We start from the raw sequence: 25,430 nt of genomic DNA, 5'->3' as shown, positions 1-25,430 counted from the left end.
TGTCTTGCCGCCGCACGATCCCGACACGCCGCCCGCCTCCGATAGGCGCGCCTTCGATGGCGTAAGCCACGGTTACGCGCCCAACGGTCCCGCCGCGCCGCCGCCACCGGTGCCGATCGAGGACATCGTCCGCGATGTCGTCGACAATCTGTCGACGACCGCCAGAGCGGAACTGGCGCTGCTCGAAGCACGCGGCGCGCTCGCCGGACACGGAATCAAATGGGCGTCGGCTTGGGGTTTCGTCGCCGCCTGCGCGCTGCTCGTGGCGATGCTGGCGGTGGCGTTCGGCGCGATCCTGGTCCTCGCCCCGCACGTCGGACCGCTGCTCGCGACGCTGATCGTCTTTGCGTCGCTGATCGCGCTTGCGGGCTTCGCCGGCTGGCGCGCGAAGGTCAGCGTCGGCGATGTCAGGACGGCGCTGCGCCGCGATCTGATGCACGAGGGAGACGACGACTGATGCCCGCATCGCGCAACCGCCTGATCAACGCCGCGCGCCGGTCGATGATGCAGCGCGCGCAGCTGCGCCGCAAACTGGACGTGGCGCAGCAGGCCTTCAAACCGCAGGCGCTCGTCGATCGCGGCAAATATCGCCTGAGCGCCGCGGTCGACGACACCGCGCACGCGGTCCGCAAGCAGTTTCGCGACAACCGCCTGCCGATCACGCTGGCCGCCGTCGCCGGGCTCGCATGGATGTTTCGCGAACCGATCAGAACGTACGCCCCCACGGTCGGGCGCAAGGCACGCGATCTCGCGAACGCGCTCGCCGAACGACTGCGCCCCGCCGACACGGCTGCGGACGAAAGTGCACAGACGATGGAGAATGACGATGAAGCCCTTCGGTGAAACCGCCCGCGACGCGCAGGCGAAAGCGAATGAACTTGCGGAGAAGACCGCCGAAAATGCTCGCGCAACCGCCGAGGCGGCAAAGGCGCGCATCCAGGAAGGCTATGGCCGCGCGCGCGCGGCGACGAGCGAGCTCGCGTCCAAAGGCCGCGAACAGGCTGACGCGGCACGCGAGGCCGCTGAGCAAGCCTATGAGAAGGGCAAGGCCCAGGCGAAGCGCGCGGGCGGCAAGCTCAAGACCGTGGCCGAGGAACAGCCGCTTGCGCTGCTCGCGGGTGCCGCGGCGGTGGGGGCGCTGCTCGGCTCGCTGCTGCCGAAGCGCGGGGATTCCGAATAGGCCGTCATCCGCACTGAGCCGGCGCGCTGAGCCGGGAGCGCCGAAGCAGGTCCGCGGTGGTCTGCTGCGACCATGGCGGCCCCTTGCCGTAACGGCGCGGGGCTGTTAGGGGCGCGCCCTTCCCTCCCCAGCGCTGCACGCCAAGGAATATAGACAATGAGCAAGCTGCACCTCGTCTTCGGTGGTCGCGTCAGCGATCCCCAGGGCCTCGATTTCGTCGACCTGAACAACCTCGACATCGTCGGCCTGTTCCCCGACTACAAGGCCGCCGAAAAGGCATGGCGCGCCGCCGCGCAGCGCACCGTCGACGACGCCGAGATGAAATATGTCGTCGTCCACCTGCACAAACTGCTGCAGCCCGACGCCGACGCCTGATCCGTCGTTCTGCCGCAAGCCGCGATCACTCGTTTCCTTTCCCACATCCGCCGTCTGCTCCGTCCACGCTAATCGTTTGCGGATTTGGCGACGAAGTGGCAGATGACCGGCGCTGGATCGGTGGGAACGGGATATGCACTGGGGCGACACCGTAAAATCGAAGATCGAAACGGTCGGCTCCCTCGTTCTGGGAATCGATCCGGCGCCGGATCATGCGCCCTTGTCGCTGTGCGACCGGTCCGATCTGTTCCTGGAACGATACGTCACGGCCCTTCTCGACGGCGCGGAAGGCAAGGTCGGCTTCGTCAAATTCCAGTCGGCTCATTTCGAGGCATTCGGCAGCGACGGGGTGGCCAGCCTCGCACGATGCATCGCGATCGCGCGCGAACGTAGGATGGCGGTGATCCTCGATGCGAAGCGCGGAGATATCGGATCGACCGCCGATGCTTACGCGCGCGCCTATCTGGTGCCGGGCGGCTCGGACCTTGAAGTCGACTGCCTGACGGTCAACCCGTTCCTGGGGCCGGAAACGCTCGAGCCCTTCGTCAATTGCGCCCGCGATTACGGCAAGGGGCTCTTCATTCTCGTCAAGACCTCCAATCCCGGATCGGGTTGGCTTCAGGATCAAAGCGTGGACGGCGCTCCCGTGTCGGAGCGCGTAGCCGAAACCGTGGCCGAGTGGGCGGACGAAACCCTTGGCGATTGCGGGATAGGCGCGGTCGGCCGTTGTCGGCACGACTTACCCGTCGCAGGGGCAACGATTGCGAACCGTCATGCCGCGCTCGATCTTTCTCGCGCCGGGCTTGGGTTTTCAGGGCGGGGACCCGCGCGCGACTTCCGCCCTCGCGACGCCGACCGGGCCCGTGCTCATTTCCGCCTCGCGCGGCGTCGCAGCCGTCGAAGATCGCGAGATGCCGCTCGATGCCTATCGCGCCCTGATCCGAAGCCGCCTTGACGGATTTCGCCAGACCCTCAGCCCCGCCGCGATACCCGCTTCCTTGCCGGGATGATGGTCAGCGAAAATTGTCGGCGTAGGCCTGGATCTTCAGACGGCGCGTCGGCGTCGGGATGATTTCGACCTCCAGACCCTCGCGCTCGGCATAGGCGAGCGCCTCGTCGCGGCTCGCAAAGCCCAGGCGAAGCTGACGCTGCGTGTCGCCGCTGCCCGCCCAGCCCATCAGCGGATCGGCCTTGCGCGGTTCGGCGGGGGCGAACTCCAGCATCCAGCGCTGCGTTCCGGCGCGGCCGGACTGCATCGCATTCTTGGGCTTCTGGAAAATCCGCGCTTTCATGGTTCGTCCTCAACTGGTGCTGGTGCCGATGCCGCCGCCTTAGCCATTTGCGGCGCGCCCGGAAAGAGGGCTTATCGCGCGTCGCGCCGCGCCTGCGCCGCCTTGGTGAGCAAGGTCGGCCGCGCGCTCGCCGGGTCGTCGGGCCAGCTGTGTTTCGGATAGCGTCCGCGCATCTCGCGCGCCACCTCGTGCCAGCTTCCTTTCCAGAATGAAACGATGTCGCGCGTCGTCTGGATCGGGCGATGCGCCGGCGAGGTCAGCGCAAGGACGAGCGGCATCGGCGGATCGCCGACGGTCGGATGGCGCGCGAGGCTGAACATCTCCTGCACCCGCACGCTGACCGCCGGCCCGCCCTCGGCGCCATAGTCGATCGCGTGGCGGCTGCCCGCCGGCGTCGCATAGTCGGCGGGCGCCAGCTTTTCGAGCAACTGCCGCGCCGGCCAGTCGAGCAGGCCCGCCAACGCGTCGGCCAGCCGCCGGTCGCCGATGTCGCGCAGCCCCCGGCAACTGCCGAGCAACGGTTCGAGCCAGATGTCGAGGCTGTCGGCAAGCGCGGCCGTCGACAGCGCGTCGAGTCCGGCGAAAGAAGCCCGCTGACGCAGCGCCTGCGATGCCGGGCCCCAGCCGATCAGCCCGAGCCCCTTGTCGCGCACCGCGGCAAGCCGCACCGCACCGTCGTCCTCGGCCCCGGCCTCGCGCGCCGTCCGGCCGCTTGTCAGCACAACCGCGCCCAGCCGCCGTTCGCGGCGGTGATCGACGCGGTCGCTATCGGCGTCGTAGCGGCTCGCCGTCTGCTGAACGATGCGGTCGGCGAAGATCGCCTCGACCTCGGCCGCGTCGATCGCCGCCGCGGCGAGGATGCGCACGCCCGCCGCATGCCCTTGCGCATCGGCGATGGCGAGCCATTCGCTACCCGCGAGCGGATCGACGGGGTCGATGCGATAGGCGCGCCCGCCGACGCTCAGATATTCGCCGCGCTGGCCGGCGCGCCGGCGCGCGACGCGGTCGGGCCACGCCGTCGCGATCCAGCCGCCGATCGAGCGCGTTTCGCCCGACCCGGACGGTTCCGCCAATCGCTCGCCCAGCGCGACAAGGCGCCGGGCCAGACGTATCGCGCCCTCGGCGCGGTCGCCCTTCATCGCCTTCCAGCGGCCGAGCCGCGCCTCGATATCGACGCCGCGACCGCCAAGCCCCGGCTCGGTGAGCAGCACCGCGAGCCGCGCCGCGAGACCGGCCTCACCCGCCCCCGCCGCGTCGAGCAGCATGTGCGCAAGCGGCACCGGCAGCGGCACGGCCGCGAGCGCCTGGCCATGCGGCGTGATCCGCCCGTCGTCGCCGAGCGCGCCGATCGCCTGCAATCGCCCCTTGGCCTCGGCGACCGCGGCCGGCGACGGCGGATCGAGCCAGCCGAGCTGCCGCGGATCGACGATGCCCCAGCTCGCGCAATCGAGCACGACCGGCATCAGGTCGTTCTCGTGGATTTCGGGCGGGTCGAACGGCGGCATGCCCGCGGTCGCCGCCGCTTCCCACAGCCGATAGGCAACCCCCGGCGCCTGACGCGCCGCACGCCCCGCACGCTGGGTCGCCGATGCCTGGCTTGCCCGTTCGGTGACGAGCCGCGCGATCCCCGCCGCCTTGTCGAAACGCGGGCGGCGCGACAGACCGGCGTCGATGACGATGCGCACGCCGTCGATGGTCAGGCTGGTCTCCGCGATGCTCGTCGCGAGGATCAGCTTGCGCCCGCCATCGGGGTCGCGCACCAGCGCCTTGCGCTGCTGCGCCGGGTCGACCTGCCCATGGAGGCGATGGACGACGAGAGGCAGGCCGGCCGCCTCGACCGCCGCCGCGGCGCGCTCGATGTCGGCAGCGCCGGGCAGGAAGGCGAGCATGTCGCCCTCCGGTTCGTCGGCCATCGCCTGCCGCGCCGTCGCCAGCAGCGATGCTTCGAGCCGATCCTCGGCGCGGCGGCCGACATGCCGCAGGTCGAGCGGCCAGCTTTTCCCCTCGCTCCGGATCACCGCCGCGTCGCCGAGCAGGGCGCTAAAGCGTGCGCCATCGAGCGTCGCCGACATGGCGACGAGACGCAGGTCGTCGCGCAGCCCCTGTTGCGCGTCGATGGCCAGCGCGAGCGCGAAATCGCCGTCGAGGCTGCGTTCGTGGACCTCGTCGAACAGCACCGCCGACACGCCCTGAAGCTCCGGGTCGGCGAGGATGCGATTGCGGAACAGGCCGGGGGTCATCACCAGCAGCCGCGTCGCGGGCGACTGGCGGCTGTCGAGCCGCGTCGCATAGCCGACGAGCCCACCGACCGCGGCGCCCATTTCCTCGGCGATCCGTTCGGCCGCGGCGCGCGCCGCGAGCCGGCGCGGCGAAAGCAGCCATATCGCGCCCTTGCACCACGGTTGGTCGAGCAGGGCGGGCGCGACGCGCGTCGTCTTGCCCGCACCGGGCGGCGCGACGACGACAGCATTGGGTTTCAGGGTCAGCGCCGCCAATATGTCGGGCAGCACCGCGTCGATCGGCAGGATCGTCGACCCGCGCGTCATCCCCGGTTCAATAGGCGCGGGCGACCGCGAAGGCGACGGCTTCGGTCAGCGCCGCCTTGGCCCGGCTGGCACGGAAGCCGCCGATCGCATCGACCGCGCGCTGGCCGTAGTGACGCGCCCGCGCCAGCGTGTCGGCAATCGTGTCGTGCTTCAGCAGCAGCGCGGTCGCATGGGCGAGGTCGTCGTCCGAGGTCCGGTGGCCGACGATCGCCTGCTTCCAGAATTCGCGCTCCTCCGCCGTGCCGCGCGCATAGGCGAGGATGACGGGCAGCGTGACCTTGCCATCGCGGAAATCGTCGCCGACCCCCTTCCCCATCGTCGCCTCGTCGGAGACATAGTCGATCGCATCGTCGACAAGCTGGAAGGCGATGCCGAGATTGCGGCCATAGGCGTCGAGCGCCGCCTCGGTCGCCTCGTCGCGCTCGGCGACCACCGCCGCGATCTTGCACGCCGCGGCGAACAGTTCGGCGGTCTTGGCGTTGATGATCTCGAGATACTGGTCCTCGCTCGTCTCGATCCGGCGCTGCGCCGAAAGCTGGTTCACCTCGCCCTCGGCAATCACCGCGGACGCGCGGGAGAGGATCTTCAGCACCTTCAGCGAACCGTCCTCAACCATCACCTCGAAGGCGCGGCTGAACAGGAAATCGCCGACGAGGACCGACGCGCTGTTGCCCCAGATGATGTTCGCGGTCTTGCGGCCGCGGCGCAGGTCCGACCCATCGACGACATCGTCGTGGAGCAGCGTCGCGGTGTGGATGAACTCGACCGCCGCGGCGAGCTTGCAATGGCGGTGGCCCGGATAATCGAGCAACTTTCCGCACGCCAGCGTCAGCATCGGCCGCATCCGCTTGCCGCCGCCCGCGATCAGATGACCCGCCAGCTCGGGGATCAAGGGCACCTGCGACTGCATGCGGTCGAGGATGACCGCATTCACCTCGTTCATATCGGCGGCGACGAGCGCCATCATCGGGTCGAGCGAGGGCGGCCGGTCGCCGTGGAGCTGGAGGATTTCGGCAGTCATGACGCGGCGAGCCTTGGCCGCGCCATCCCGATTTTGCAACGACTTTCGGCTTGCCAGCCGCCCCCCGCCGGTGCCAAGCGTGCCGGGCACGAGAGGAGCCGCGCATGGACGACCAGTTGAGCCGTTACCGCCAGAGCATCGACAATATCGACGCGGCGCTGATCTATATGCTCGCCGAACGGTTCAAGGTGACGAAGGCGGTGGGCGAGTTGAAGGCACGGATCGACCTGCCGCCTGCCGATCCCGACCGCGAGGCGCGCCAGGTCGAGCGGCTGCGCGGCCTGGCCCGGGAGGCCGACCTCGACCCCGAGTTCAGCGAGAAATTCCTCCGCTTCATCATCGACGAAGTGATCCGCCACCACGAACATTTCAAAAGGGAGGCCGGTGCATGACCCTCGATCACCCCATTTTCGCCAAATGGCCGGCGCGCCATCCCGAGCGGCTGCAACTCTTCACCGCGCCGACCCCCAACGGCGTCAAGGCGAGCATCATGCTCGAGGAAACGGGCCTGCCCTATGAGGCGCATCGCATCGACATCATGGCGAACGAAAGCCATGACCCGGCCTTTCTGGCACTGAACCCCAACGGCAAGATTCCGGCGATCTACGATCCCGACGGACCGGGCGGAAAGCCGCTGGCGCTGTTCGAATCGGGGGCGATCCTGATCTATCTCGCCGACAAGACGGGGATGTTCCTGCCCGCCGATCCCAACGCCCGCTACGAAACGATCCAGTGGGTGATGTGGCAGATGGGCGGTGCCGGCCCGATGTTCGGCCAGCTCGGCTTCTTCCACAAGTTCGCCGGACGCGACTATGAGGACAAGCGTCCGCGCGACCGCTACGCGGCCGAATCCGCGCGGCTGCTCGGGGTGCTCGACGACCGGCTCGATGGACGGACGTGGATCATGGACGAGGGTTACAGCATCGCCGACATCTCGCTGCTCGGCTGGGTGCGCAACCTGATCGGGTTCTACGACGCCGCCGACATCGTCGGGTTCGAGCGGTTCCGCAACGTGCAGGCTTGGCTCGACCGCGGGCTCGCGCGGCCGGCGGTGCAGCGCGGGCTGGAGGTCGGGGCGGCTTAAGCCACAAAAGCCCCGTATGCGCGATTGGGCAGGCGAACGGCGAACGGGTCAAAGAGTCATCGTCATGCCGGCACGGCCGGATAATGCAGGACAGCGGAATTTCGCGCGGGTTCGGTGAGCCGGGAGGTGGAGCGCCCTTCTTACTTTCACCTTGTCGTTCCCGCGAAAGCGGGAAGCCAGGGAAAGGTCAGCTGGCGCATGCTCTGGACCCCCGCTTTCGCGGGGATGACGAAGATGGGGAATGTCCACCGCTCCAGCAACCTGTACCGCTACCCCGCCGGTAGCCGTAGGCGCACGAGCGCGCCGCCCAGGTCCTCGCTTTCCTCCAGCGCGACGCTGCCGCCATAGATTTCGGCGACGTCGCGGACGATCGCCAGGCCCAGACCGGTTCCGGGCTTGTTGCTGTCGAGCCGTACGCCGCGGTCGAAGATGCGATCGCGATCGGTCGGCGAAATGCCCGCGCCGTCGTCCTCGATCAATATCTCTGCCATGTTGCCGTCGCGCTGCACCGTGACGAAGACGCTGCCGCCACCATATTTGGCGGCATTGTCGAGCAGGTTGCCGACCAGTTCGTCGAGGTCCTGGCGCTCGACGCGCGCGACGACATTCCTGTCGCCCGCGGCGTCCAGCCGCACGTCGGGATAGAGTGCGGCGACCGCGCGCGACACGCTGTCGACGCTGGCGAAGACATTGGCGCGCGCCTGCGCCGCGCCGCGCCGACCGACCGCGCGCGCGCGCGCCAGATGATGGTCGACCTGCCGCCGCATCGCCGCCGCCTCGCGCCGCACGATGTCGGCGAGGTCGCTCGTCGAACCGGTGGCGCTAGTGAGCAGGACGGTCAGCGGCGTCTTGAGAGCATGGGCGAGGTTGCCGGCGTGCAGCCGCGCCTCCTCCGCCTGCTTTTCATTGTGCGCGAGCAGCGCGTTGAGTTCATCGACCATCGGCTGCACCTCCAGCGGCAGCGGCGCGATGATGCGGCGATTTTCCCCGCCGCGCATCGCCGCGATCGCGCGGCGGATATGGCGCAGCGGCCACAGGCCATAGAAGGTCTGCAAGCCCGCGAGCACGATCAGGCCAAGGCCGAGCAGCGCCAGGCTGGGGATCAGCGTCGCGCGCACCGCCCGGATCTGAAGGTCGAGCGCCTCGCGCGACTGGGCGATCTGGAAGCGCCAGTTGACCCTGCTGCCGGGCAGCACGACATCACGCTCGAGCACGCGCAGTTCCTCATCGGGGAACTGGCGGCTGTCATAGGTGTGGAGTTGCCGGTCGTCGTGCTTGTCCGACGTGTCGAGGCGACGCTCCCACAGCGAGCGCGACGGATAGGGTTCCTGCCCGCCGCCGCTGATCTGCCAGTAAAGGCCGCTGTACGGTTCGAGGAATCGCTGATCGCCGAGCGGCTCGATCATCCGCACCTCGCCGTCGGGACCGATTTCCGACGAGCGGATCATCGCGATCAGCACATATTCGAGGTTCGAATCGAAATTGCGCGTTATCGCGCCGGTCAGCACCCGGTCGAGCGCGAAGCCGCCGCCGATCAGCAGCAGCGATATCCACAGCGCGGCGATCGCGATCATGCGCCGCGCCAGCGAGCCGGTGATGCGGCTCGTCAGCGCCGGGCGCGATGCGAAATCGTCGCTCGCCGCTTCCGCTTTCGCCGCATCCCCCTCGGTCATCGGCCGACGGTCAATCCTGTGGATCGTCGAGCTGGTATCCGAGGCCGCGGATGGTGGTGATGATGTCGGCGCCCAGCTTCTTGCGGATGCGCGTCACGAAAACCTCGATCGTGTTCGAATCGCGGTCGAAATCCTGATCGTAGATATGCTCGATCAGCTCGGTGCGCGACACCACCTTGCCCTTGTGGTGCAGGAGGTAGGAGAGCAGCTTATATTCCTGCGCGGTCAGTTTCACCGGCTCGCCGCCGAGCGTCACGCGGCCCGAGCGGGTGTCGAGGCGCACCTTGCCCGCGACGAGTTCGCTCGACGCATTGCCCGAGGCACGGCGGATCAGCGCGCGCAGCCGCGCGATCAGTTCCTCGGTCTGGAAAGGCTTGGCGAGATAGTCGTCGGCACCGGCGTCGAGCCCGGCGACCTTGTCCGACCAGCTGTCGCGCGCGGTCAGGACGAGCACGGGGAAATTGCGCTTTTCCTTGCGCCAGCGGTCGAGCACGGTCAGCCCGTCGATCTCCGGCAGGCCGAGGTCGAGGATCGCGGCATCGTAGCTTTCGGTCGAACCCAGGAAATGCCCCTCCTCGCCGTCGGTGGCAAGGTCGACGGCATAGCCGTTTGCTTCGAGCGTCGCCTTGAGCTGCGGCCCGAGCGTGGGTTCATCTTCAACAATCAGGATCCGCATTCAAAGGCCTTTCTGCCGCGGACCGGCACCCGCCGGCCGCCTGGGTTGCGACTGTCTAACAACTCCGAACGATCATCGCAAAATGTCGTTGCACGAAGCGGGATTCAGCGGAAGGAATTCAGGGCTTGCGGCCCACGATGCGGCCGGTGCGCGCGTCGACATAGACGACGACGACCTGGCTGCCGTCCATGAACTTGAGCGCATAGACCATCTGGCTGGCGATGAACTGCGGCCCGCCGAGATAGGTCATTCCATTATAGGGCGGACGCGAGCGCACCTCCGCGATCAGCTTGTTGAGCGGGATCACCTCGCCCTGCGCCGCCGCCTCGCGCAGATGGTCCTGATCGCGGTCGCCGCGCGCGGCCGCGGGGGCGCCCGTCGAAAGCAGGACCGCCGAAGCGAGCGAAAGGATCAGGGCGCGGGTCATGACCGCATCCTGTAAGTCCGACGCATTGAATAGGCGATGAATGACGTGGTCAGCCCCCATATCGCTTCGGGTTCGGCCGTCCGGATCATGGTGGGCGCGGCAAGGATTGAACTTGCGACCCCACCCGTGTGAAGGGTGTGCTCTACCACTGAGCTACGCGCCCGTTCCGGCATGTTGCGGCTGATGCCGCGTCCGAAAGCGGGTCGTCCATAACCGCTGCGGCGATGATTGCAACGGGCTTTTGCACGCACCGCATGCAAATCGGGCCGCGACTTGCGCCGCGGCCCGAGATTTGTTCGCCAAAAGGCGCCTGCCTTAGTTGCAGGCGTCCTTGAGGGCCTTGCCGGCCTTGAACTTCGGCTGGTTCGACGCCGCGATGGTCATCGTCTCGCCGGTGCGCGGGTTGCGGCCGGTCGACGCCTTGCGCTTGCTGACCGAGAACGTCCCGAAGCCGACGAGACGGACTTCGCCGCCCTTCTTCAGCGATGCGGTAATCGCGTCGAAAACGGCCTCGACCGCCTTGCTCGCATCGCCCTTGGTCAGGCCGCTCGAGTCAGCGACGGTGGCGATCAGGTCTTGCTTGTTCATGCCTAAGGAACCCCTGTGAGTGGTTGTAAGTGATTCATGGCCTTGCCATGGCGCGTCACTAACGCCGTTTCACCCCGCCTTGTCAAAGCAAAAAACGGGGAAAAACGCCCCGAATCGGCGTTTTTGCGACGAAAAGCGCTCCGTACGCCACGCCCGGTCAGTGCCGGATCGCCGATTCGGGGTCGGCGCCGGGCGCCAGCGGCGGCGACGCGGCCAGTTCGTCGGCCTCGGTCCACTCGATCGGTTCGACGGGTCCGGTCAACGCTTCGGCCAGGACCTGGTCGGCGTGACTGACCGGCACGATCCGGAGCTTCTCGGTGATATTCGCCGGAATCTCGACCAGATCCTTCTCATTCTCCTCGGGAATCAGGACGGTCGTGATGCCGCCGCGCAGCGCCGCGAGCAGCTTTTCCTTGAGCCCGCCGATCGCGAGCACCCGCCCGCGCAGCGTCACCTCGCCGGTCATCGCGACATCCTTGCGCACCGGGATGCCGGTGAGCGTCGACACCATCGCGGTGACCATGCCGACGCCCGCCGACGGACCGTCCTTGGGCACCGCGCCTTCGGGCAGGTGGATATGGATGTCCTTGCGCGCGAACAGGCTGGGCTTGATGCCATAGGCCGGGGCGCGCGCCTTCACGAACGACAGCGCCGCCTGCACCGATTCGGTCATCACCTCGCCGAGCTTGCCGGTCGTCCGCACCTGGCCCTTGCCGGCGACGGTCACCGCCTCGATCGTCAGCAGTTCGCCGCCGACCTCGGTCCAGGCAAGGCCGGTGACCGCACCGACCTGATCCTCGCGATCGCCGACGCCGTGGCGGAATTTCTGCACGCCGGAAAACTCGGCCAGATTCTCGGGCGTGATGGTGACGCTCGTCACCTTGCCTTCGAGAATCCGGCGCAGCGCCTTGCGCGCCAGCCGCGCGATCTCGCGCTCCAGCGTGCGGACGCCCGCTTCACGCGTGTAATAGCGGATGAGGTCGCGCAGCCCGTCTTCGGTCAGTTCGAACTCGTCGGGCTTCAGCCCATGCGCCTCGACCTGCTTGGCGATCAGGTGACGCTTGGCGATCTCGACCTTCTCGTCCTCGGTATAGCCTTCGAGCCGGATGATCTCCATGCGGTCGAGCAAAGGCTGCGGCAGGTTGAGCGAGTTGGCCGTCGTCACGAACATCACGTCCGACAGGTCGACGTCGATTTCCAGATAATGGTCCTGGAACTTCGCATTCTGTTCGGGATCGAGCACCTCGAGCAGCGCCGACGCCGGGTCGCCGCGGAAATCCTGGCCGAGCTTGTCGATCTCGTCGAGCAGGATCAGCGGGTTCATCGCCCCCGCCTTCTTGAGGTTGGTGACGATCTTGCCCGGCAGCGAGCCGATATAGGTGCGGCGATGGCCGCGAATCTCGGCCTCGTCACGCACGCCGCCCAGCGACTGGCGCACGAACGCGCGGCCCGTCGCCTTGGCGATGCTGCGGCCCAGCGAGGTCTTGCCGACGCCCGGCGGGCCGACGAGGCACAGGATCGGCCCCTTCAGCTTGTTGGTCCGCGCCTGCACCGCGAGATATTCGACGATGCGGTCCTTGACCTTTTCGAGCGCATAATGGTCGTCGTCGAGCACCGCCTGCGCGGTCGCGATATCCTTCTTGAGCTTCGACTTCTTGCCCCAGGGCAGGCCGAGCAGCGTGTCGAGATAGTTGCGGACGACCGTCGCCTCGGCCGACATCGGCGCCATCGCACGCAGCTTCTTCAATTCGGCTTCGGCCTTGGCCTTGGCTTCCTTCGACAGCTTGAGCGTGTCGATCTTCGTCTGGAGTTCGGCAAGATCGTCGCCACCCTCGCCATTGTCGTTACCGAGTTCGCGCTGGATCGCCTTCAACTGTTCGTTGAGATAATATTCGCGCTGGCTCTTCTCCATCTGCCGCTTCACGCGGCCGCGGATCTTCTTTTCGACCTGCAGCACGCCGAGTTCGCCCTCCATGAAGGCGAACACCATTTCGAGCCGCTTGGCGGGCGCCTCTTCCACAAGCAGCGCCTGCTTGTCGGCGACCTTGATGTTGAGGTTGCCGGCGACCGAATCGGCGAGGCGCGAGGCGTCGTCGATCTGCGAGAGTTGCACCGCGGTTTCGGCGGGCATCTTCTTGTTGAGCTTCGCATATTGCTCGAACTGGTCGACCACCGACCGCATCAGCGCGGCGGTGTCGACGCTGTCGTCGACCGCGTCGGCGGTGGGATCGACGGTCGCCATCACGGCCTTGTCCTCGGTCGCGAGGTCGATCAGCCGGGCGCGCTGCTTGCCCTCGACGAGCACGCGGACGGTGCCGTCGGGCAACTTCAGGAGTTGGAGCACCGTTGCAATTACGCCGGTATCGTAGAGGTCGTCGCGTACCGGATCGTCCTCGCCCGGATCGAGCTGGGCGACGAGGAAGATTTCCTTGTCGGCCTCCATCGCCGTCTCGAGCGCCGCGACCGAACGGTCGCGGCCGACGAACAGCGGAACGATCATGTGCGGGAAAACGACGATGTCACGTAGCGGAAGAAGGGGAAAGGTCTGGCTCATCAGGGCTCCTGGAAGGCGCTCCGAGCGGACGCGCCTCCCTGTTCATAGGGTCGTTATCGCTAATATGGCGTAACCTGCCGCCTATTCAATGACACGGGGCTGAACGGCGACCTCCCAACTCCGCGAACGGGGGTTCAGGGCGCCGGGGAGACCTCAGAACGGCAGCTTGAAGCCCGGGGGCAGCGGCAGGCCGCTCGTCATCTTGCCCATTTCCTCGTTACTCGCCTGGTCGGCCTTGTCGCGCGCGTCGTTGAAGGCGGCGGCGAGCAGGTCCTCGAGCATCTGCTTCTCGCCCGGGACCATCAGGCTGTCGTCGATCGCGATGCCCTTGATCCGCCCCTTCGCGCTGGCGCGAATCCGCACGAGCCCGCCGCCCGAGACGCCTTCGACCTCGATCGTGTCGAGCTTGGCCTGCGCCTCCTGCATCTGCGCCTGCACCGAAGCGGCCGCTTCCTGCGCCGCCTTCATCATTTCCTCGATGGATTTCATGACTGGAACCTTTGCTGATGATGCTCGTCCTCGACAAGCCTTGCGTCGGGAAAAGCCGCCAGGGCAGCCTTCACGACAGGCAGTTCGCGAATCCGCGCGTCATTGTCGGCGCTCTTCGCTTCCGCCACGTCCTTCAGGCTCGGGCGCGCCTCGCCTTCGCCGGCGCGCACTTGCCAATGACTGCCCGTCTGCGCGCGCAGCACCTCCCCCAGCCGGCGCGCGAAATCGCCGTCGAGCGTCGGGACCGCGGCGAACACCAGCAGCCCGGGCTCCAGCTCGATCACGCGCACCTCGTCATGGACCTGCCGTGCGAGCTGCTGGTGCCCGCTGCTGTCGAGAAGATGATGAATCTGCCGGATCGTGAGCGCCACCGCCGGAGTCTCGGCGGGCGCCACTGCCGCGCTCTCCGGTCCGGCCGCCGCGGGACCCGGCGAAGGGGGCGCCGACAGGGCGGACGCACCGCCCGCCTCGATGCGCTTCGCGAGCTCGCCCGGATCGGGCAGCGAGGCGGCGTAGATGACGCGCAGCAGCAGCATTTCGAGATGCTCGAGCGGATTATTCGCGCGCAGCACCTCCTCATGCCCCTTGAGCAGGAGCTGCCAGAGGCGGTTCAGCGGCGCGAAGCCCAGCTTCTGCGCCCAGTCGCCGATGCGCGCGCGGTCATCGTCCGACAGCGCCGGGTCCTCGTGGCGCGACACCTTGGCAAGGGTGACGGCATGCGTCAGGTCCATCAGCCCGCGCACCATCGCGACCGGTTCGATCCCCAGCGCATATTGGGCGCGGGCGAGGTCGATCGCGCCGCCCGCATCGCCCTCCAGGATCGCCGCCATGAGTTGCGCGATCGTCGAGCGATCCGACAGGCCGAGCATCGTGCGCACCTGCTCGGCGGCGATCCGGCCACCGCCGCCGCCGGATTCGAGATCGGCGTGCGCGATCGCCTGGTCGAGGATCGACAGCCCGTCGCGCACCGAACCCTCGGCCGCATTGGCGATCAGCCAGATCGCCGGCGCCTCCGCCTCCACCCCTTCCTTCTGGAGGATGGCGCTGAAATGCGCGAACAGCATGTCGGGGGTGATGCGGCGGAGGTCGAAGCGCTGGCAGCGCGACAGCACCGTCACCGGCACCTTGTTGACCTCTGTCGTCGCAAACAGGAACTTGACGTGCGGCGGGGGTTCCTCAAGCGTTTTCAGCAGCGCGTTGAAGGCGTTGCGCGACAGCATGTGCACTTCGTCGATGATGTAGATCTTGTAGCGTGCCGACACCGCGGCGTAGCGCACCGCCTCGATGATCTCGCGCACGTCGTCGACGCCGGTGTTCGACGCGGCATCCATCTCGATCACGTCGATATGGCGGCCTTCGGTGATCGCGCGGCACGGTTCGCAGACGCCGCACGGATCGATCGTCGGCCCGCCCTGCCCGTCGGGACCGATGCAGTTGAGCGCCTTGGCGATCAGCCGCGCGGTCGAGGTCTTGCCGACACCGCGCACCCCGGTCATCAGGAAAGCATGCGCGAGCCGATCGCGGGCGATCGCATTGCCGAGCGTGCGGACCATCGCGTCCTGGCCGATCAGTTCGGCAAAGGTCTGCGGCCGATATTTGCGCGCAAGGACGCGGTAAGGCCCGGCCTGCGCGGCGGGCTGCGCCGGCGTTTCGGGCAGGTCCATTCCCGGCATCGCGGGTTCATCGTCGGCGGAATCGCTCATGCGCCCGTCTTAGGGGCGGCCGGAGCGCTTGTCGAAGGGGAATGCGAGGCCGCCGCACCCACATGCTTACGTCATCCCGGGGTGACGATTCAGACATGTCGTGAGGGTGGGAGCCGGAACGACCCGCAGCGAATTCGTTGCGGCTGCTTCCTTCCGGACCTGACCGGGTTGGCGAAGACTGCGTCCGCCCGACTCCCGGCGCGGATATGGCGGCGGATCGCGCGAAATGCAAGCAGGAGCCGTTCTGTAGACATCTTTCGGATTTGAATTTCCATTTCCGGCTTCCTACAGATCATGGCGGCACCCGGAGGACGGACGATGGAAGCCAGCGTAAGAAGGATATGAGAGCGTCTTCAACCGCTCCCTCGCCGGCGACACCGATATGACGGAGGTCGCGGCGCTATATGCGTCGGAGTTCATCGCAGCATCGCCTGCGGGCGTGGTGACCGGCAAGAACGACGATCAGCTGAAACAGGTCATGGCGCAGGGCTATGAACGCTATCGGGCGATGGGGACGAAGGAGATGCGGATACGCGACATCCGCGTTTCCCCCATGGATGAGCATCATTGCGTGGCCCATGTCGCCTGGACGGCACATTATGCCCGCAAGGATCGACCGGATGTGGCAATAGACTTCGACGTTCACTACTTCGTTCAGAAACTGGAGGACGAACCAAAGGTTTTCGGCTGGGTATCGGGCGACGAACGGGCGCTTCTGAAAGAGCATGGTATCGTCTGAGGTCGATTCAACGCGCGCCCTGCATGTTGCGGCTTTCCCCCGGGATATGCACGGTCAGTCCGTCGAGCGCCTCGGTCAGCACGATCTGGCACGACAGGCGGCTGGTGCGGCGGGCGCCGGCGGCGAGGTCGAGCATATCCTCTTCCTCTTCGCTCGCGGGCGGCAGGCGGTCGAAATCCTCGCGCACGACGATGACGTGGCAGGTCGAGCAGGCCATCTGGCCTTCGCATGTGCCCTCGAGCGGCATCAGATGCGCCTGCGCGACGTCGAGCAGGACGTCGCCGGGGACCGCCTCGGCCTCGGTGCGACCCTTGCCATCGGCGTGGATGAAAGTGACGCGCATCAATCGACTCCCTGCAGCCGCGCCGCGTCCCTGATCGCGGTCAGGCCGTCGCGCAATTCCGCCTCGCTGGTATAGCGCCCCCAGCCGAGGCGGATCGAGGCGCGCGCATCGGCCTCGCTTACCCCCATCGCGCGAAGCACATGGCTGACCTTTCCGGAGCCGCTGCCGCACGCGCTGCCGAGCGAGAAGGCGACGTTCCGCGCATCGGACATCAGGCGCAGTCCGTTCACCCCCTCGCGCCGGATGTTGAGATTGCCGTGATAGCGCCGCTCGACCGAACCGTTCACCGTCCATCCGGGCAGGCCGTCGAGCGCAAGCGACCAGAGGCGCTCGACATGGCGCGCGTCGGTGTCCGCGCGCTCCGCCATCAGTGCCGCCGCCGCGCCGAAGCCGGCGCACAGTGCGGGCGACACGGTGCCCGACCGCATTCCCTGTTCCTGCGCGCCGCCGAGCAGCAGCGGCGGCAGGTCGACGCCGTCCTTCACCCACAGCGCGCCGATCCCCTTCGGCCCGTGGATCTTGTGCGCCGACAGCGCGATCAGGTCCGGCCCATCGGGAATCGCGACGCGGCCGTAACCCTGCACCGCATCGCACAGCAGCAGGCTTTGCCTCGCATGCGCGGCGGCGACGAAATCGGCGACCGGCTGGATCGTCCCGACCTCATTGTTGACGAGCATCGCCGCGACGATGCCGCCCTCCGGAATCAGCGCCGCATCGGGGGGGAGCGCCAGCCCCTCGCCATCGACCGGCAGGACCGCCGCATTCAGGCGTTCGAGGCATTGCAGCGACGCGGCATGTTCGATGGCGAGCCCCGCGACGCCGCCCGGCTTCGCCTCCGCGCCGCGCAGCAGCGCCCAGTTGAGCGCCTCGGTCGCGCCCGAGGTGAAGAAGACGCGCCCTCCCTTCGGCAGCAGCGCCGCGACCTGGTCGCGCGCGACCTCGACCGCGGCGGCGGCGGCGCGGCCGGCCTTGTGCGTGCTCGACGGATTGGCGAAGCTGTCGCCGTCATCGGACAGCCAGCGCAGCATCGCCTGGCGCGCTTCGGGGGCGAGCGGCGTCGTGGCCTGGTAGTCGAGGTAGATCATTCCGCCGGTCTCTGCTCTTCCATCTCTCATCATCGTCACCCCGGACTTGATCCGGGGTCCATTCACGCAGCGTCGAAAGAATGGACCCCGGATCAAATCCGGGTGACGAACAAGCACTTATTGCGAACGATTCGCAAAAGTTGCAACTTGCCACCGATTTTCTATATAGGCGCCAATTCCGCTCCGCCACCCCGTACCCCACGCGAATCGGTGGCCAGCCCGACACAGATAAAGGTGCTCCATGCCCGACGTCATTTTCCCCGGCCCCGAGGGCCGCATCGAAGGCCGCTTCTCTCCCCCGCCGCGCCCGCGCGCGCCGGTCGCGCTGATCCTGCATCCGCATCCGCAGGGCGGAGGCACGATGAACGACCGCATCACCCAGGCGATGTACAAGAGCTTCGTCGCGCGCGGCTTTGCGACGTTGCGCTTCAACTTCCGCGGCGTCGGACGCAGCCAGGGGACGTTCGACAACGGCATCGGCGAACTCTCCGATGCCGCGTCGGCGCTCGACTGGGTGCAGTCCATCCATCCCGAGGCGCAGACGACCTGGGTCGCCGGCTTCAGCTTCGGCGCCTGGATCGGCATGCAGCTTCTGATGCGCCGCCCCGAAATCCGGGGCTTCCTGTCGGTGGCGCCGCCCGCGAACATGTATGATTTCAGTTTCCTCGCGCCCTGCCCTTCGTCGGGGATCATCGTCGCGGGCGGCGCGGACGAGATCGTGCCGCCCACCGCGGTGCAGAAGCTGGTCGACAAGCTGCGGACGCAAAAGGGCATCACCATCCATCACGACGAGATTCCGCGCGCGAACCACTTCTTCGAGCATGAACTCGACCAGTTGATGAAGAGCCTCGACAATTATCTGGACATGCGGCTCGCGCCCGATTCACCGATCCGGTAACAACCCGTCGCGGGGGCGACGCATCAGGTCGTCGGGATCAGCCAGATCGCGACATTGGCGAACATCACCAGCGCCGCGACGAACATCAGCAGCGCGCGGCGCCGGTCTCCCTTGCGAAAGAGATAGGCGCCGCCGCCGGTCAGCGCGACCCCGGTGAACACCAGAACGGACATGATCGTGTCGGACATCGCGCCGCCTTATCGCCCGCGTCACAAATTTACCACCTCGCTTATGGCAAAGCGGGGCGGCTTCGCCTAAAGCGCGCTCATCCGATTCCCTCGAAACCCAGCGGGAGACGCGCCATGCGCATCGCCATTGCATCCGACCATGCCGCATATGAGCTGAAGGCCCTGCTGGCGGAATGGCTGCGCGGCGAGGGGCACGAGGTTGCCGACCTCGGCACCAACGGGCCGGAATCGGTCGATTATCCCGATTATGGCTACGCTCTCGCCGATGCGGTCGCGACCGGCGGCGCGGAGCGCGGCGTCGCGCTGTGCGGGTCGGGCATCGGCATCTCGATCTCGGTCAATCGCAACCCGGCGTGCCGCTGTGCGCTCGTTTCCGAACCGCTGTCGGCGAGGCTCGCACGCGAGCATAATGACGCGAACGTCATCGCGATGGGCGCGCGGCTGACCGGCATCGACATGGCGAAGGCGTGCCTGACCGCCTTCCTGTCCACCGATTTCGCCGGCGACCGCCACGCGCGCCGCGTCGACAAGCTTTCCAACCCGCAACTGGAGACCAGCCGATGACCACAGACACGCTCGACAAGCCCATCAAATCGGCCGGTTATTTCACCGACGGCGTCGGCACGACCGACCCCGCGGTCGCGGCGGCGATGCAGCATGAGCTGGAACGCGAACGCTATCAGATCGAACTGATCGCGTCCGAGAACATCGTCTCGAAGGCGGTGCTCGAGGCGCAGGGATCGGTCTTCACCAACAAATATGCCGAAGGCTATCCGGGCCGCCGCTATTATCAGGGCTGCGGTCCGTCGGACGAGGTCGAGACGCTGGCGATCGACCGCGCGAAGCAGCTTTTCGACTGCAATTTCGCCAACGTTCAGCCGCATTCGGGCGCGCAAGCGAACGGTGCGGTGATGCTGGCGCTGACCAAGCCGGGCGCGACGATCCTCGGCATGAGCCTCGACGCCGGCGGCCACCTGACGCACGGCGCCGCGCCGGCGCTGTCGGGCAAATGGTTTAACGCCATCCAATATGGCGTGCGCGCCGACGATCATCTCGTCGATTTCGACCAGGTCGAACGCCTTGCCAAGGAGCATCGGCCGGCGCTGATCATCGCGGGCGGTTCGGCCTATCCGCGCACGCTCGACTTCGCGCGCTTCCGCGCCATCGCCGACGATGTCGGCGCGCTGCTGATGGTCGACATGGCGCATTTCGCGGGCCTCGTCGCGGGCGGCGCGCACCCGTCGCCGATGGAACATGCGCATGTCGTCACCACGACGACGCACAAGACGCTGCGCGGCCCGCGCGGCGGTATGGTGCTGACCAATGACGAAGCGATCGCGAAGCGGATCAACTCGGCGGTCTTCCCGGGCCTGCAGGGCGGCCCGCTGGTGCATGTCATCGCCGCGAAGGCGGTCGCCTTCGGCGAAGCGCTGCGCCCTGAGTTCAAGACCTACGCCAGGGCGACGATCGCCAACGCGCAGGCGTTGGCGAACCGGCTGAAGGCTCGGGGCGCCGATATCGTCGCGGGCGGGACCGACACGCACCTTGCGTTGATCGACCTGCGCCCGCTCGGCATCACCGGCCGCGACGCGGACGAAGCGCTCGAACGCAGCGCGATCACCTGCAACAAGAATGGCGTCCCCTTCGACCCGCTGCCGCCGGTCAAGACCAGCGGCATCCGCGTCGGATCGCCCGCCGGCACGACGCGCGGCTTCGGCATCGCCGAATTCGAGGCGATCGGCGACATGGTCGCCGACGTGCTCGAAGCGCTGCGCGACAAGGGCGAGCAGGGTGACGCCGATGTCGAGGCCGACGTCCGCGCGCGCGTCCGCGCCCTGTGCGAACGCTTCCCCATCTATCAGGGATAGGATGATGGCGCGCCAGCACCCCGAGGAGCCGACGCTGGTCGAACTGACGATCGAAGAGGTCAAGGCGATGGGCCGTCAGGGGATGGACCATCCCTCGACGCGCCCGGTGCTGACCGGCGGGGCGATCGGCGCGGTCGCCGGTGCGTTGCTGCCCGTCGTGAGCTGGCCGGTCGGCCTGCTCGCGGGGGCGGCGATCGCGCTCTATGGCCGGGTGAAACGCTGAGCGATGCGCTGTCCCTATTGCGGCCATGAAGACAGCCAGGTGAAGGACAGCCGTCCGACCGAGGACGGCGCCGCGATCCGCCGCCGCCGCCAGTGCGAGGACTGCGGCGCGCGCTTCACCACCTTCGAGCGCATCCAGCTTCGCGAGGTTGCGGTGCTCAAGGCGGGCGGCAGCCGCGAACCCTTCGACCGCGAGAAGCTGATGCGCAGCGTCCAGATCGCGTGCCGCAAGCGCCCGATCGATGGCGCGCGCATCGAGCGGCTGGTGTCGGGCATCCAGCGTCAGCTCGAAACATCGGGCGAGAATGAGGTGAAGGCCTCGCAGATCGGCGCGATGGTGATGGAGGCGCTGAAAGGCTTCGACAGCGTCGCCTATATCCGCTTCGCCAGCGTCTATCGCGATTTCACCGAAGCGAAGGATTTCGAGGAATTCGCCTCGACGATCAACGAAGCAGCGCACAAGGGCGGCTCGTGACCAAGGCGCCCGTCCCGGTTATCGTCCTCGTCCGTCCGCAGCTCGGTGAGAATATCGGCACCGTGGCGCGCGCGATGCTCAACTTCGGGCTGACCGAACTCCGCCTCGTCGCCCCGCGCGACGGCTGGCCCAATCCGGCCGCCGGCCCCGCGGCGTCGGGCGCCGACGTCGTGCTTGCCAACGCCCGGGTCTTCGGCACGCTCGCCGATGCGGTCGCCGACTGCACTCACGTCTACGCCACGACCGTGCGCAAGCGCGGCGTCACCAAGCCGGTGCTGACGCCCGAAGCCGCCGCGACGCAGGTTCATACCACGTCCGGTCGCTCGGCCTATGTCTTCGGCCCCGAACGGTCGGGGCTCGACAGCGACGATGTCGCGCTCGCGCACAACATCGTCACCGTGCCGATCAATCCTGCTTTCGGATCGCTGAACCTCGCGCAGGCGGTGATCCTGATCGCCTATGAATGGTCGAAGGGCGAAGCGCTCGCGAGCCCGCCCGACGTGCCGCTCGATCCCCCTGCTCCGCATCGGGAACTGGAGGATCTGATCGATCACCTCGTCCGCGATCTCGATGCGGCGGGCTATTTCTTTCCGCCCGAACGCACCACCGCGACGCTGCGCACGCTGCGCACCGCGCTGACCAAGACCGGATGGTCGCACAATGATATCAGGATGATGCACGGCATCGTTACGACGCTGGGGAAAGCGCGGAAATCGGCTCGCGGCGACGATAATTAGGCGCGCAGATCGTCCCAGCGGTCGAACTCGTGTGCGATCGACTGTTCGACCAGTTCGTTCCACACCGCCCGGATGCGCGCCGCGTCGAGCCCCGCCGCTTCGGCCGCGCGCCCCACATTGTCGAGCACCTGCGCCTTGCGCGGCTCGTCGCGGACCGCGCCGCGCTCGGCCTTGATCCGCGCCGCCGCGTCCATATAACCGAAGCGACGCGCCAGCAGCGCGACCAGTTCGCGGTCGACCTGGTCGACCCCTTCGCGCACCTCGATCATCGTCTGGCATTGTTCGGGCGGTTTGGCTGTCATGTGCGTCGCCTTTAGCGGCTTTTTCGGCGCTGTCGAGCGGGTCGCCGCACTTGACTCGGACACACGCTCCGTCTAACGGCGCGCCTTCGCAATGGACCCCGCACCCCGGTGAAGCGGCGGTCGCGCAGGAAGGCTTTCCTGTGGTGCGACCCGGGACACAAGCCGAAATCCCTCGGCACACAGCAGATTGGAGACGACCGATGTCGAAGCGCCACAGCGCCAAGTACAAACTCGACCGCCGCATGGGCGAGAATATCTGGGGCCGCCCGAAGAGCCCGGTCAACCGCCGCGAATACGGCCCCGGCCAGCATGGCCAGCGCCGCAAGGGCAAGATGTCCGACTATGGCATCCAGCTTCGCGCCAAGCAGAAGCTGAAGGGTTACTACGGCGACATCACCGAAAAGCAGTTCAAGAAGAACTATATCGAAGCCGCGCGAATGAAGGGCGATACGAGCCAGAATCTGATCGGCCTGCTCGAACGCCGCCTCGACGCGATCGTCTACCGCGCCAAGTTCGCGCCGACGATCTTCTCGGCCCGCCAGCTCGTCAGCCACGGCCACGTCTATGTGAACGGCGTCAAGTGCAACATCGCGAGCCGCCTCGTGAAGCCGGGCGACGAAGTCACGCTGGGCAAGAAGGCCCAGGAAATGGCGCTGGTCGCCGAAGCGCAGAGCCTGCCCGAGCGCGACCTGCCCGAATATGTCGCGGTCGACGGCACCAAGGCGACCTTCGTCCGTGTCCCCGCGCTCGACGAAGTGCCCTATCCGGTGAAGATGGAACCGAACCTGGTCGTCGAATTCTATTCGCGCTGATCGTTCCGGATCACGAAATCAAAGAGGCGGTCCGGCAACGGGCCGCCTCTTTTCGTTTCAGCGCGGCAGGAAGGCTGCAATGCGCGTGAGCATCTCGGTCCGGCTCTTGCTGTCAGACAAACTGTGCGCCAGCCCCGGATATTCGATGAGTTCCACCCGGCCGCCCGCGGCCGTGAGCGCGCGCTTCATCGCCCGCGATTGTTCGATGTCGACATTCTGGTCGAACGTGCCATGCACCATCAGCACGGGCACCCGGATCGCAGCAGCGTTCCGTAACGGCGACCCTTCGCGGACGTGCGGCCCGGACCCGATGTAGTCGCGCACGATGCGCTCCGAAGTGTATTTCTTGCTGTCGTTCTTCAGCATTTCGAGATCGGTAACGGGCGCGATCGCGACGATGGCCTTGAATAGGCCGGGATCGACGACGCCCGATTGCAGCGCCGCATATCCACCATAGGACCAGCCGACGATCGACAGGCGGGCGGGATCGGCGCCCTGCGACAGCAGCCAGCGGCCCGCATCGTCGATGTCGCCGATCGCGGTCCGCCACGACTGGAAACCATTGATCACGAACCATTCGTCGCCATAGCCGGCCGAACCGCGAAAATTGGGCTGCACGACGGCGAAACCCTTGTGCGCGAGATATTGCGCGAGCCAGTCGAAGCCCCATTCATCGCGCGCAGATGGGCCGCCATGCGGCATGACGATGGCGGGAAGCCCTTTCGCGTCGCTGCGCCCCGGCGGGAGCGTCAGATAGCCAGGGATCGACGTGCCGTCGGCCGAAGCATAGCGGATCGGACGAACGGGAGAGAGAGTGATATCCGCCAGCAGCGGTCGCTCATCGAGCAACGGACGCAATTCCTTGGCGGCAGGCGTATAGCGATAATAGCGTCCGGCGTCGGTGTCGGATCCCACCCACAGCAACCAATGCTTTTCGTCGGCCGACGCATCAATAAAATTGACCTGCTTGTCGCCGAGCGCGCGCGCCAGCGCCTGGGCCATCGCCTCCACCTTGGGATCGGTCACGACCATCTGGCGCTTTTCGGTGGCGAAAGTCACGCCGACAACGCGCTGATCGCGGCCCACGCGAACCAGCCCGTCAACATCAACATGCGGATGCGCGAAGAGGGTTTCGGTGGCCCCCGATCCATCGAGTCGCCTGGCGACCGCCGCGCGGCGCCCGTCGACCTTGTCGAAACCGATGGCACGATCGGTCGCGGCATCGACGGTATAGGGATCGAACCCGTCCGACGTCAGCACGTCGACCGTCGACAGCGGCTGCCAGTTGCCGCCGGCGGCAGGTTGGAAAAGATAGGTAAGCGTGCGGCTCAGATTATCGGTCCGCCCCTTAATCGGATGCGTCCCCATGATACGCAGACGCCCCTTGCCGTCGGTGATGAATTCGACGGCATCGGGGTGCGGCTTTTCAACCACGCGCACGCTGCCCGACTGCACGTCGACTCGGTCGACTCCCAGCCCCTCCGCATCCTTTGTAATCAACGAGGATGTATAGCGGTTGACCTCCGGAACATGGCTGCGCGTCATCAGGATCGAATCCTCCTGATCGGGCAGCCAGTCGATGACGCCTCCGCCCCGCAGATCATAGCCCAGTGCGTTGCGTCCGCGGCGAACGCTCAGCGATTTCGCATTGCGACCGTCGGCATCGACTCCGACGATGTTGCTGAACCCCAGCAATTCGTCGCCATATTTCTGCACACCGCCGACCTGGCAGATGAGCCGCCGGTCGTTGGCCCATCGACACCAGTACAACCATTCGGGATCACCGCTCGACCGCAATATACGCCGAGGCGCACTGTTATCGGCGATGTCGACGACATAGAGGTCATTCGCCTGCCCCTTGTTGGGAGCGATAAACGCCAGCCGCTGTCCATCGGGCGACAGGCTGGCCTGCATGACGCCGGGAAGCGTTCCGAAGCGCCGCGCCGCATCGTCCTCCTGTGCTGACGCCAATCCGCAAAATGGTGCCATCGCCGCGACCGCAACACCGCACGCGAGCACCCGCCTACGCTTCAGACCCGTCATCTTTTGCCCCCTTTTCTTTTGCCCCCGCCAAATGCGACCCTCCCCAATGCTCCGCCCGCCCTCCAAAAAGGGGGCGAAAACGAGAGCGGCATGGCAGACTCCCTTCATGG

30 protein-coding genes, 1 tRNA gene and 1 other RNA gene are annotated in these 25,430 nt (G+C 67.0%); 15 read left to right on the top strand and 17 right to left on the bottom strand.

Annotated elements, in window-relative coordinates:
- The first annotated feature begins 4 nt into the window (after positions 1–4).
- The 5 genes from C3E99_RS06710 to pyrF all read left to right on the top strand — a co-directional run bounded on the left by C3E99_RS06710 (position 5) and on the right by pyrF (position 2,510).
- Positions 5–457, top strand: coding sequence for a phage holin family protein (locus C3E99_RS06710; RefSeq protein ID WP_076075607.1), 453 nt, complete (start codon positions 5–7; stop codon positions 455–457).
- Positions 457–843, top strand: a complete 387-nt coding sequence (locus C3E99_RS06705) for a hypothetical protein (RefSeq protein ID WP_067107699.1) — start codon at positions 457–459, stop codon at positions 841–843. Before C3E99_RS06710 ends, C3E99_RS06705 begins: the two co-directional genes overlap by 1 nt.
- Complete coding sequence (locus tag C3E99_RS06700) at positions 821–1,180, top strand: hypothetical protein (RefSeq protein WP_234002627.1); 360 nt, start codon at positions 821–823, stop codon at positions 1,178–1,180. The genes C3E99_RS06705 and C3E99_RS06700 overlap by 23 nt, the downstream gene beginning before the upstream one ends.
- Positions 1,181–1,336: 156 nt before the next feature.
- The gene (locus C3E99_RS06695) at positions 1,337–1,555 is read left to right on the top strand and encodes a DUF4170 domain-containing protein (RefSeq protein WP_067107700.1); all 219 of its coding nucleotides are present in this window, start codon (positions 1,337–1,339) and stop codon (positions 1,553–1,555) included.
- A gap of 133 nt (positions 1,556–1,688) precedes the next feature.
- Complete coding sequence (pyrF, locus tag C3E99_RS06690; protein WP_199775074.1) at positions 1,689–2,510, top strand: orotidine-5'-phosphate decarboxylase; 822 nt, start codon at positions 1,689–1,691, stop codon at positions 2,508–2,510.
- A gap of 58 nt (positions 2,511–2,568) precedes the next feature.
- On the opposite strand, the gene C3E99_RS06685 is transcribed toward pyrF, so the two are convergent.
- From C3E99_RS06685 to C3E99_RS06675, 3 genes are all read right to left on the bottom strand, one after another.
- Positions 2,569–2,847, bottom strand: a complete 279-nt coding sequence (locus tag C3E99_RS06685) for an ETC complex I subunit (RefSeq protein ID WP_067183988.1) — start codon at positions 2,845–2,847, stop codon at positions 2,569–2,571.
- Positions 2,848–2,918: 71 nt separating this feature from the next.
- A complete protein-coding gene (hrpB, locus tag C3E99_RS06680; RefSeq protein WP_104959572.1) occupies positions 2,919–5,393 on the bottom strand; it encodes an ATP-dependent helicase HrpB in 2,475 nt (824 codons plus the stop codon).
- A gap of 7 nt (positions 5,394–5,400) precedes the next feature.
- The gene (locus tag C3E99_RS06675) at positions 5,401–6,414 is read right to left on the bottom strand and encodes a polyprenyl synthetase family protein (protein ID WP_067107808.1); all 1,014 of its coding nucleotides are present in this window, start codon (positions 6,412–6,414) and stop codon (positions 5,401–5,403) included.
- Positions 6,415–6,518: 104 nt separating this feature from the next.
- Here C3E99_RS06675 and C3E99_RS06670 point away from each other — a divergent pair, with 104 nt between their 5' ends.
- Both C3E99_RS06670 and C3E99_RS06665 read left to right on the top strand, forming a co-directional pair.
- A complete protein-coding gene (locus C3E99_RS06670) occupies positions 6,519–6,806 on the top strand; it encodes a chorismate mutase (RefSeq protein ID WP_067107705.1) in 288 nt (95 codons plus the stop codon).
- Positions 6,803–7,498 carry a glutathione S-transferase N-terminal domain-containing protein gene (locus C3E99_RS06665; protein ID WP_076075620.1) on the top strand — a complete coding sequence of 232 codons (696 nt, stop codon included), beginning with the start codon at positions 6,803–6,805 and terminating at the stop codon, positions 7,496–7,498. Before C3E99_RS06670 ends, C3E99_RS06665 begins: the two co-directional genes overlap by 4 nt.
- A gap of 269 nt (positions 7,499–7,767) precedes the next feature.
- On the opposite strand, the gene C3E99_RS06660 is transcribed toward C3E99_RS06665, so the two are convergent.
- The 9 genes from C3E99_RS06660 to ffs all read right to left on the bottom strand — a co-directional run bounded on the left by C3E99_RS06660 (position 7,768) and on the right by ffs (position 15,808).
- Positions 7,768–9,072 (bottom strand): sensor histidine kinase, encoded by a 1,305-nt coding sequence (locus tag C3E99_RS06660; protein WP_076077888.1) that lies wholly within the window; start codon positions 9,070–9,072, stop codon positions 7,768–7,770.
- A gap of 109 nt (positions 9,073–9,181) precedes the next feature.
- Complete coding sequence (locus C3E99_RS06655; protein ID WP_067107710.1) at positions 9,182–9,847, bottom strand: response regulator transcription factor; 666 nt, start codon at positions 9,845–9,847, stop codon at positions 9,182–9,184.
- 118 nt (positions 9,848–9,965) lie between these two features.
- Positions 9,966–10,274 (bottom strand): hypothetical protein, encoded by a 309-nt coding sequence (locus C3E99_RS06650; protein ID WP_067183997.1) that lies wholly within the window; start codon positions 10,272–10,274, stop codon positions 9,966–9,968.
- A gap of 88 nt (positions 10,275–10,362) precedes the next feature.
- Positions 10,363–10,437, bottom strand: a tRNA-Val gene (locus C3E99_RS06645).
- A 152-nt stretch (positions 10,438–10,589) separates the two neighbouring features.
- On the bottom strand, positions 10,590–10,862 hold the full coding sequence (locus tag C3E99_RS06640; RefSeq protein ID WP_067107716.1) for an HU family DNA-binding protein: 273 nt from the start codon (positions 10,860–10,862) through the stop codon (positions 10,590–10,592).
- Between the two features lie 157 nt (positions 10,863–11,019).
- Entirely contained in the window at positions 11,020–13,416 is a 2,397-nt protein-coding gene (gene lon / locus C3E99_RS06635; RefSeq protein WP_076075625.1) for an endopeptidase La, read from the bottom strand.
- A gap of 153 nt (positions 13,417–13,569) precedes the next feature.
- Positions 13,570–13,905 carry a YbaB/EbfC family nucleoid-associated protein gene (locus C3E99_RS06630; protein WP_067107723.1) on the bottom strand — a complete coding sequence of 112 codons (336 nt, stop codon included), beginning with the start codon at positions 13,903–13,905 and terminating at the stop codon, positions 13,570–13,572.
- Entirely contained in the window at positions 13,902–15,608 is a 1,707-nt protein-coding gene (locus C3E99_RS06625; RefSeq protein WP_082797028.1) for a DNA polymerase III subunit gamma/tau, read from the bottom strand. Before C3E99_RS06625 ends, C3E99_RS06630 begins: the two co-directional genes overlap by 4 nt.
- A gap of 102 nt (positions 15,609–15,710) precedes the next feature.
- Positions 15,711–15,808: signal recognition particle sRNA small type (gene ffs / locus C3E99_RS06620), an RNA gene on the bottom strand.
- A 182-nt stretch (positions 15,809–15,990) separates the two neighbouring features.
- On the opposite strand from ffs, the gene C3E99_RS06615 reads away from it, so the two are divergent.
- Positions 15,991–16,347 carry a nuclear transport factor 2 family protein gene (locus tag C3E99_RS06615; protein ID WP_199775073.1) on the top strand — a complete coding sequence of 119 codons (357 nt, stop codon included), beginning with the start codon at positions 15,991–15,993 and terminating at the stop codon, positions 16,345–16,347.
- 7 nt (positions 16,348–16,354) lie between these two features.
- Here C3E99_RS06615 and C3E99_RS06610 read toward each other — a convergent pair whose 3' ends face one another.
- Both C3E99_RS06610 and C3E99_RS06605 read right to left on the bottom strand, forming a co-directional pair.
- On the bottom strand, positions 16,355–16,693 hold the full coding sequence (locus tag C3E99_RS06610; protein ID WP_104959571.1) for a 2Fe-2S iron-sulfur cluster-binding protein: 339 nt from the start codon (positions 16,691–16,693) through the stop codon (positions 16,355–16,357).
- The gene (locus tag C3E99_RS06605; RefSeq protein WP_076075634.1) at positions 16,690–17,775 is read right to left on the bottom strand and encodes a cysteine desulfurase family protein; all 1,086 of its coding nucleotides are present in this window, start codon (positions 17,773–17,775) and stop codon (positions 16,690–16,692) included. Before C3E99_RS06605 ends, C3E99_RS06610 begins: the two co-directional genes overlap by 4 nt.
- A 241-nt stretch (positions 17,776–18,016) precedes the next feature.
- Here C3E99_RS06605 and C3E99_RS06600 point away from each other — a divergent pair, with 241 nt between their 5' ends.
- Entirely contained in the window at positions 18,017–18,673 is a 657-nt protein-coding gene (locus tag C3E99_RS06600; RefSeq protein ID WP_067107735.1) for an alpha/beta hydrolase, read from the top strand.
- 23 nt (positions 18,674–18,696) lie between these two features.
- On the opposite strand, the gene C3E99_RS19965 is transcribed toward C3E99_RS06600, so the two are convergent.
- A complete protein-coding gene (locus C3E99_RS19965; RefSeq protein WP_169799658.1) occupies positions 18,697–18,861 on the bottom strand; it encodes a hypothetical protein in 165 nt (54 codons plus the stop codon).
- Between the two features lie 114 nt (positions 18,862–18,975).
- Here C3E99_RS19965 and rpiB point away from each other — a divergent pair, with 114 nt between their 5' ends.
- The 5 genes from rpiB to C3E99_RS06575 are packed head-to-tail and all read left to right on the top strand — an operon-like array spanning position 18,976 to position 22,163.
- A complete protein-coding gene (gene rpiB / locus C3E99_RS06595) occupies positions 18,976–19,425 on the top strand; it encodes a ribose 5-phosphate isomerase B (RefSeq protein ID WP_067107737.1) in 450 nt (149 codons plus the stop codon).
- Complete coding sequence (gene glyA / locus C3E99_RS06590; RefSeq protein WP_067107740.1) at positions 19,422–20,729, top strand: serine hydroxymethyltransferase; 1,308 nt, start codon at positions 19,422–19,424, stop codon at positions 20,727–20,729. The genes rpiB and glyA overlap by 4 nt, the downstream gene beginning before the upstream one ends.
- Positions 20,730–20,733: 4 nt before the next feature.
- Complete coding sequence (locus tag C3E99_RS06585; protein WP_076077890.1) at positions 20,734–20,952, top strand: hypothetical protein; 219 nt, start codon at positions 20,734–20,736, stop codon at positions 20,950–20,952.
- Positions 20,953–20,955: 3 nt separating this feature from the next.
- On the top strand, positions 20,956–21,426 hold the full coding sequence (nrdR, locus tag C3E99_RS06580) for a transcriptional regulator NrdR (protein WP_067107743.1): 471 nt from the start codon (positions 20,956–20,958) through the stop codon (positions 21,424–21,426).
- On the top strand, positions 21,423–22,163 hold the full coding sequence (locus C3E99_RS06575) for an RNA methyltransferase (protein WP_104959570.1): 741 nt from the start codon (positions 21,423–21,425) through the stop codon (positions 22,161–22,163). Before nrdR ends, C3E99_RS06575 begins: the two co-directional genes overlap by 4 nt.
- Here C3E99_RS06575 and C3E99_RS06570 read toward each other — a convergent pair.
- Positions 22,160–22,465 (bottom strand): chorismate mutase, encoded by a 306-nt coding sequence (locus C3E99_RS06570; RefSeq protein WP_067107749.1) that lies wholly within the window; start codon positions 22,463–22,465, stop codon positions 22,160–22,162. The genes C3E99_RS06575 and C3E99_RS06570 overlap by 4 nt on opposite strands.
- Positions 22,466–22,665: 200 nt before the next feature.
- On the opposite strand from C3E99_RS06570, the gene rpsD reads away from it, so the two are divergent.
- Positions 22,666–23,277, top strand: a complete 612-nt coding sequence (gene rpsD, locus C3E99_RS06565) for a 30S ribosomal protein S4 (RefSeq protein ID WP_067107752.1) — start codon at positions 22,666–22,668, stop codon at positions 23,275–23,277.
- Between the two features lie 57 nt (positions 23,278–23,334).
- Here rpsD and C3E99_RS06560 read toward each other — a convergent pair whose 3' ends face one another.
- Positions 23,335–25,320: a S9 family peptidase gene (locus tag C3E99_RS06560; protein WP_104959569.1), complete on the bottom strand. Its 1,986-nt coding sequence runs from the start codon at positions 25,318–25,320 to the stop codon at positions 23,335–23,337.
- Positions 25,321–25,430 lie beyond the last annotated feature (110 nt).

Source organism: Sphingopyxis sp. MG, assembly GCF_002953155.1.
Taxonomy (GTDB): Bacteria; Pseudomonadota; Alphaproteobacteria; order Sphingomonadales; family Sphingomonadaceae; genus Sphingopyxis; species Sphingopyxis granuli.
This window is presented reverse-complemented; position numbering and strand designations above follow the sequence as displayed.

Coding starts and splice junctions, on each gene's coding strand:
- C3E99_RS06705 (WP_067107699.1), top strand. CDS start 457: ATGCCCGCATCGCGCAACCGCCTGATCAACGCCGCGCGCCGGTCGATG.
- C3E99_RS06700 (WP_234002627.1), top strand. CDS start 821: ATGACGATGAAGCCCTTCGGTGAAACCGCCCGCGACGCGCAGGCGAAA.
- C3E99_RS06695 (WP_067107700.1), top strand. CDS start 1,337: ATGAGCAAGCTGCACCTCGTCTTCGGTGGTCGCGTCAGCGATCCCCAG.
- pyrF (WP_199775074.1), top strand. CDS start 1,689: ATGCACTGGGGCGACACCGTAAAATCGAAGATCGAAACGGTCGGCTCC.
- C3E99_RS06685 (WP_067183988.1), bottom strand. CDS start 2,847: ATGAAAGCGCGGATTTTCCAGAAGCCCAAGAATGCGATGCAGTCCGGC.
- hrpB (WP_104959572.1), bottom strand. CDS start 5,393: ATGACGCGCGGGTCGACGATCCTGCCGATCGACGCGGTGCTGCCCGAC.
- C3E99_RS06675 (WP_067107808.1), bottom strand. CDS start 6,414: ATGACTGCCGAAATCCTCCAGCTCCACGGCGACCGGCCGCCCTCGCTC.
- C3E99_RS06670 (WP_067107705.1), top strand. CDS start 6,519: ATGGACGACCAGTTGAGCCGTTACCGCCAGAGCATCGACAATATCGAC.
- C3E99_RS06665 (WP_076075620.1), top strand. CDS start 6,803: ATGACCCTCGATCACCCCATTTTCGCCAAATGGCCGGCGCGCCATCCC.
- C3E99_RS06660 (WP_076077888.1), bottom strand. CDS start 9,072: ATGATCGCGATCGCCGCGCTGTGGATATCGCTGCTGCTGATCGGCGGC.
- C3E99_RS06655 (WP_067107710.1), bottom strand. CDS start 9,847: ATGCGGATCCTGATTGTTGAAGATGAACCCACGCTCGGGCCGCAGCTC.
- C3E99_RS06650 (WP_067183997.1), bottom strand. CDS start 10,274: ATGACCCGCGCCCTGATCCTTTCGCTCGCTTCGGCGGTCCTGCTTTCG.
- C3E99_RS06640 (WP_067107716.1), bottom strand. CDS start 10,862: ATGAACAAGCAAGACCTGATCGCCACCGTCGCTGACTCGAGCGGCCTG.
- lon (WP_076075625.1), bottom strand. CDS start 13,416: ATGAGCCAGACCTTTCCCCTTCTTCCGCTACGTGACATCGTCGTTTTC.
- C3E99_RS06630 (WP_067107723.1), bottom strand. CDS start 13,905: ATGAAATCCATCGAGGAAATGATGAAGGCGGCGCAGGAAGCGGCCGCT.
- C3E99_RS06625 (WP_082797028.1), bottom strand. CDS start 15,608: ATGAGCGATTCCGCCGACGATGAACCCGCGATGCCGGGAATGGACCTG.
- C3E99_RS06615 (WP_199775073.1), top strand. CDS start 15,991: ATGACGGAGGTCGCGGCGCTATATGCGTCGGAGTTCATCGCAGCATCG.
- C3E99_RS06605 (WP_076075634.1), bottom strand. CDS start 17,775: ATGATCTACCTCGACTACCAGGCCACGACGCCGCTCGCCCCCGAAGCG.
- C3E99_RS06600 (WP_067107735.1), top strand. CDS start 18,017: ATGCCCGACGTCATTTTCCCCGGCCCCGAGGGCCGCATCGAAGGCCGC.
- C3E99_RS19965 (WP_169799658.1), bottom strand. CDS start 18,861: ATGTCCGACACGATCATGTCCGTTCTGGTGTTCACCGGGGTCGCGCTG.
- rpiB (WP_067107737.1), top strand. CDS start 18,976: ATGCGCATCGCCATTGCATCCGACCATGCCGCATATGAGCTGAAGGCC.
- glyA (WP_067107740.1), top strand. CDS start 19,422: ATGACCACAGACACGCTCGACAAGCCCATCAAATCGGCCGGTTATTTC.
- C3E99_RS06585 (WP_076077890.1), top strand. CDS start 20,734: ATGGCGCGCCAGCACCCCGAGGAGCCGACGCTGGTCGAACTGACGATC.
- nrdR (WP_067107743.1), top strand. CDS start 20,956: ATGCGCTGTCCCTATTGCGGCCATGAAGACAGCCAGGTGAAGGACAGC.
- C3E99_RS06570 (WP_067107749.1), bottom strand. CDS start 22,465: ATGACAGCCAAACCGCCCGAACAATGCCAGACGATGATCGAGGTGCGC.
- rpsD (WP_067107752.1), top strand. CDS start 22,666: ATGTCGAAGCGCCACAGCGCCAAGTACAAACTCGACCGCCGCATGGGC.
- C3E99_RS06560 (WP_104959569.1), bottom strand. CDS start 25,320: ATGACGGGTCTGAAGCGTAGGCGGGTGCTCGCGTGCGGTGTTGCGGTC.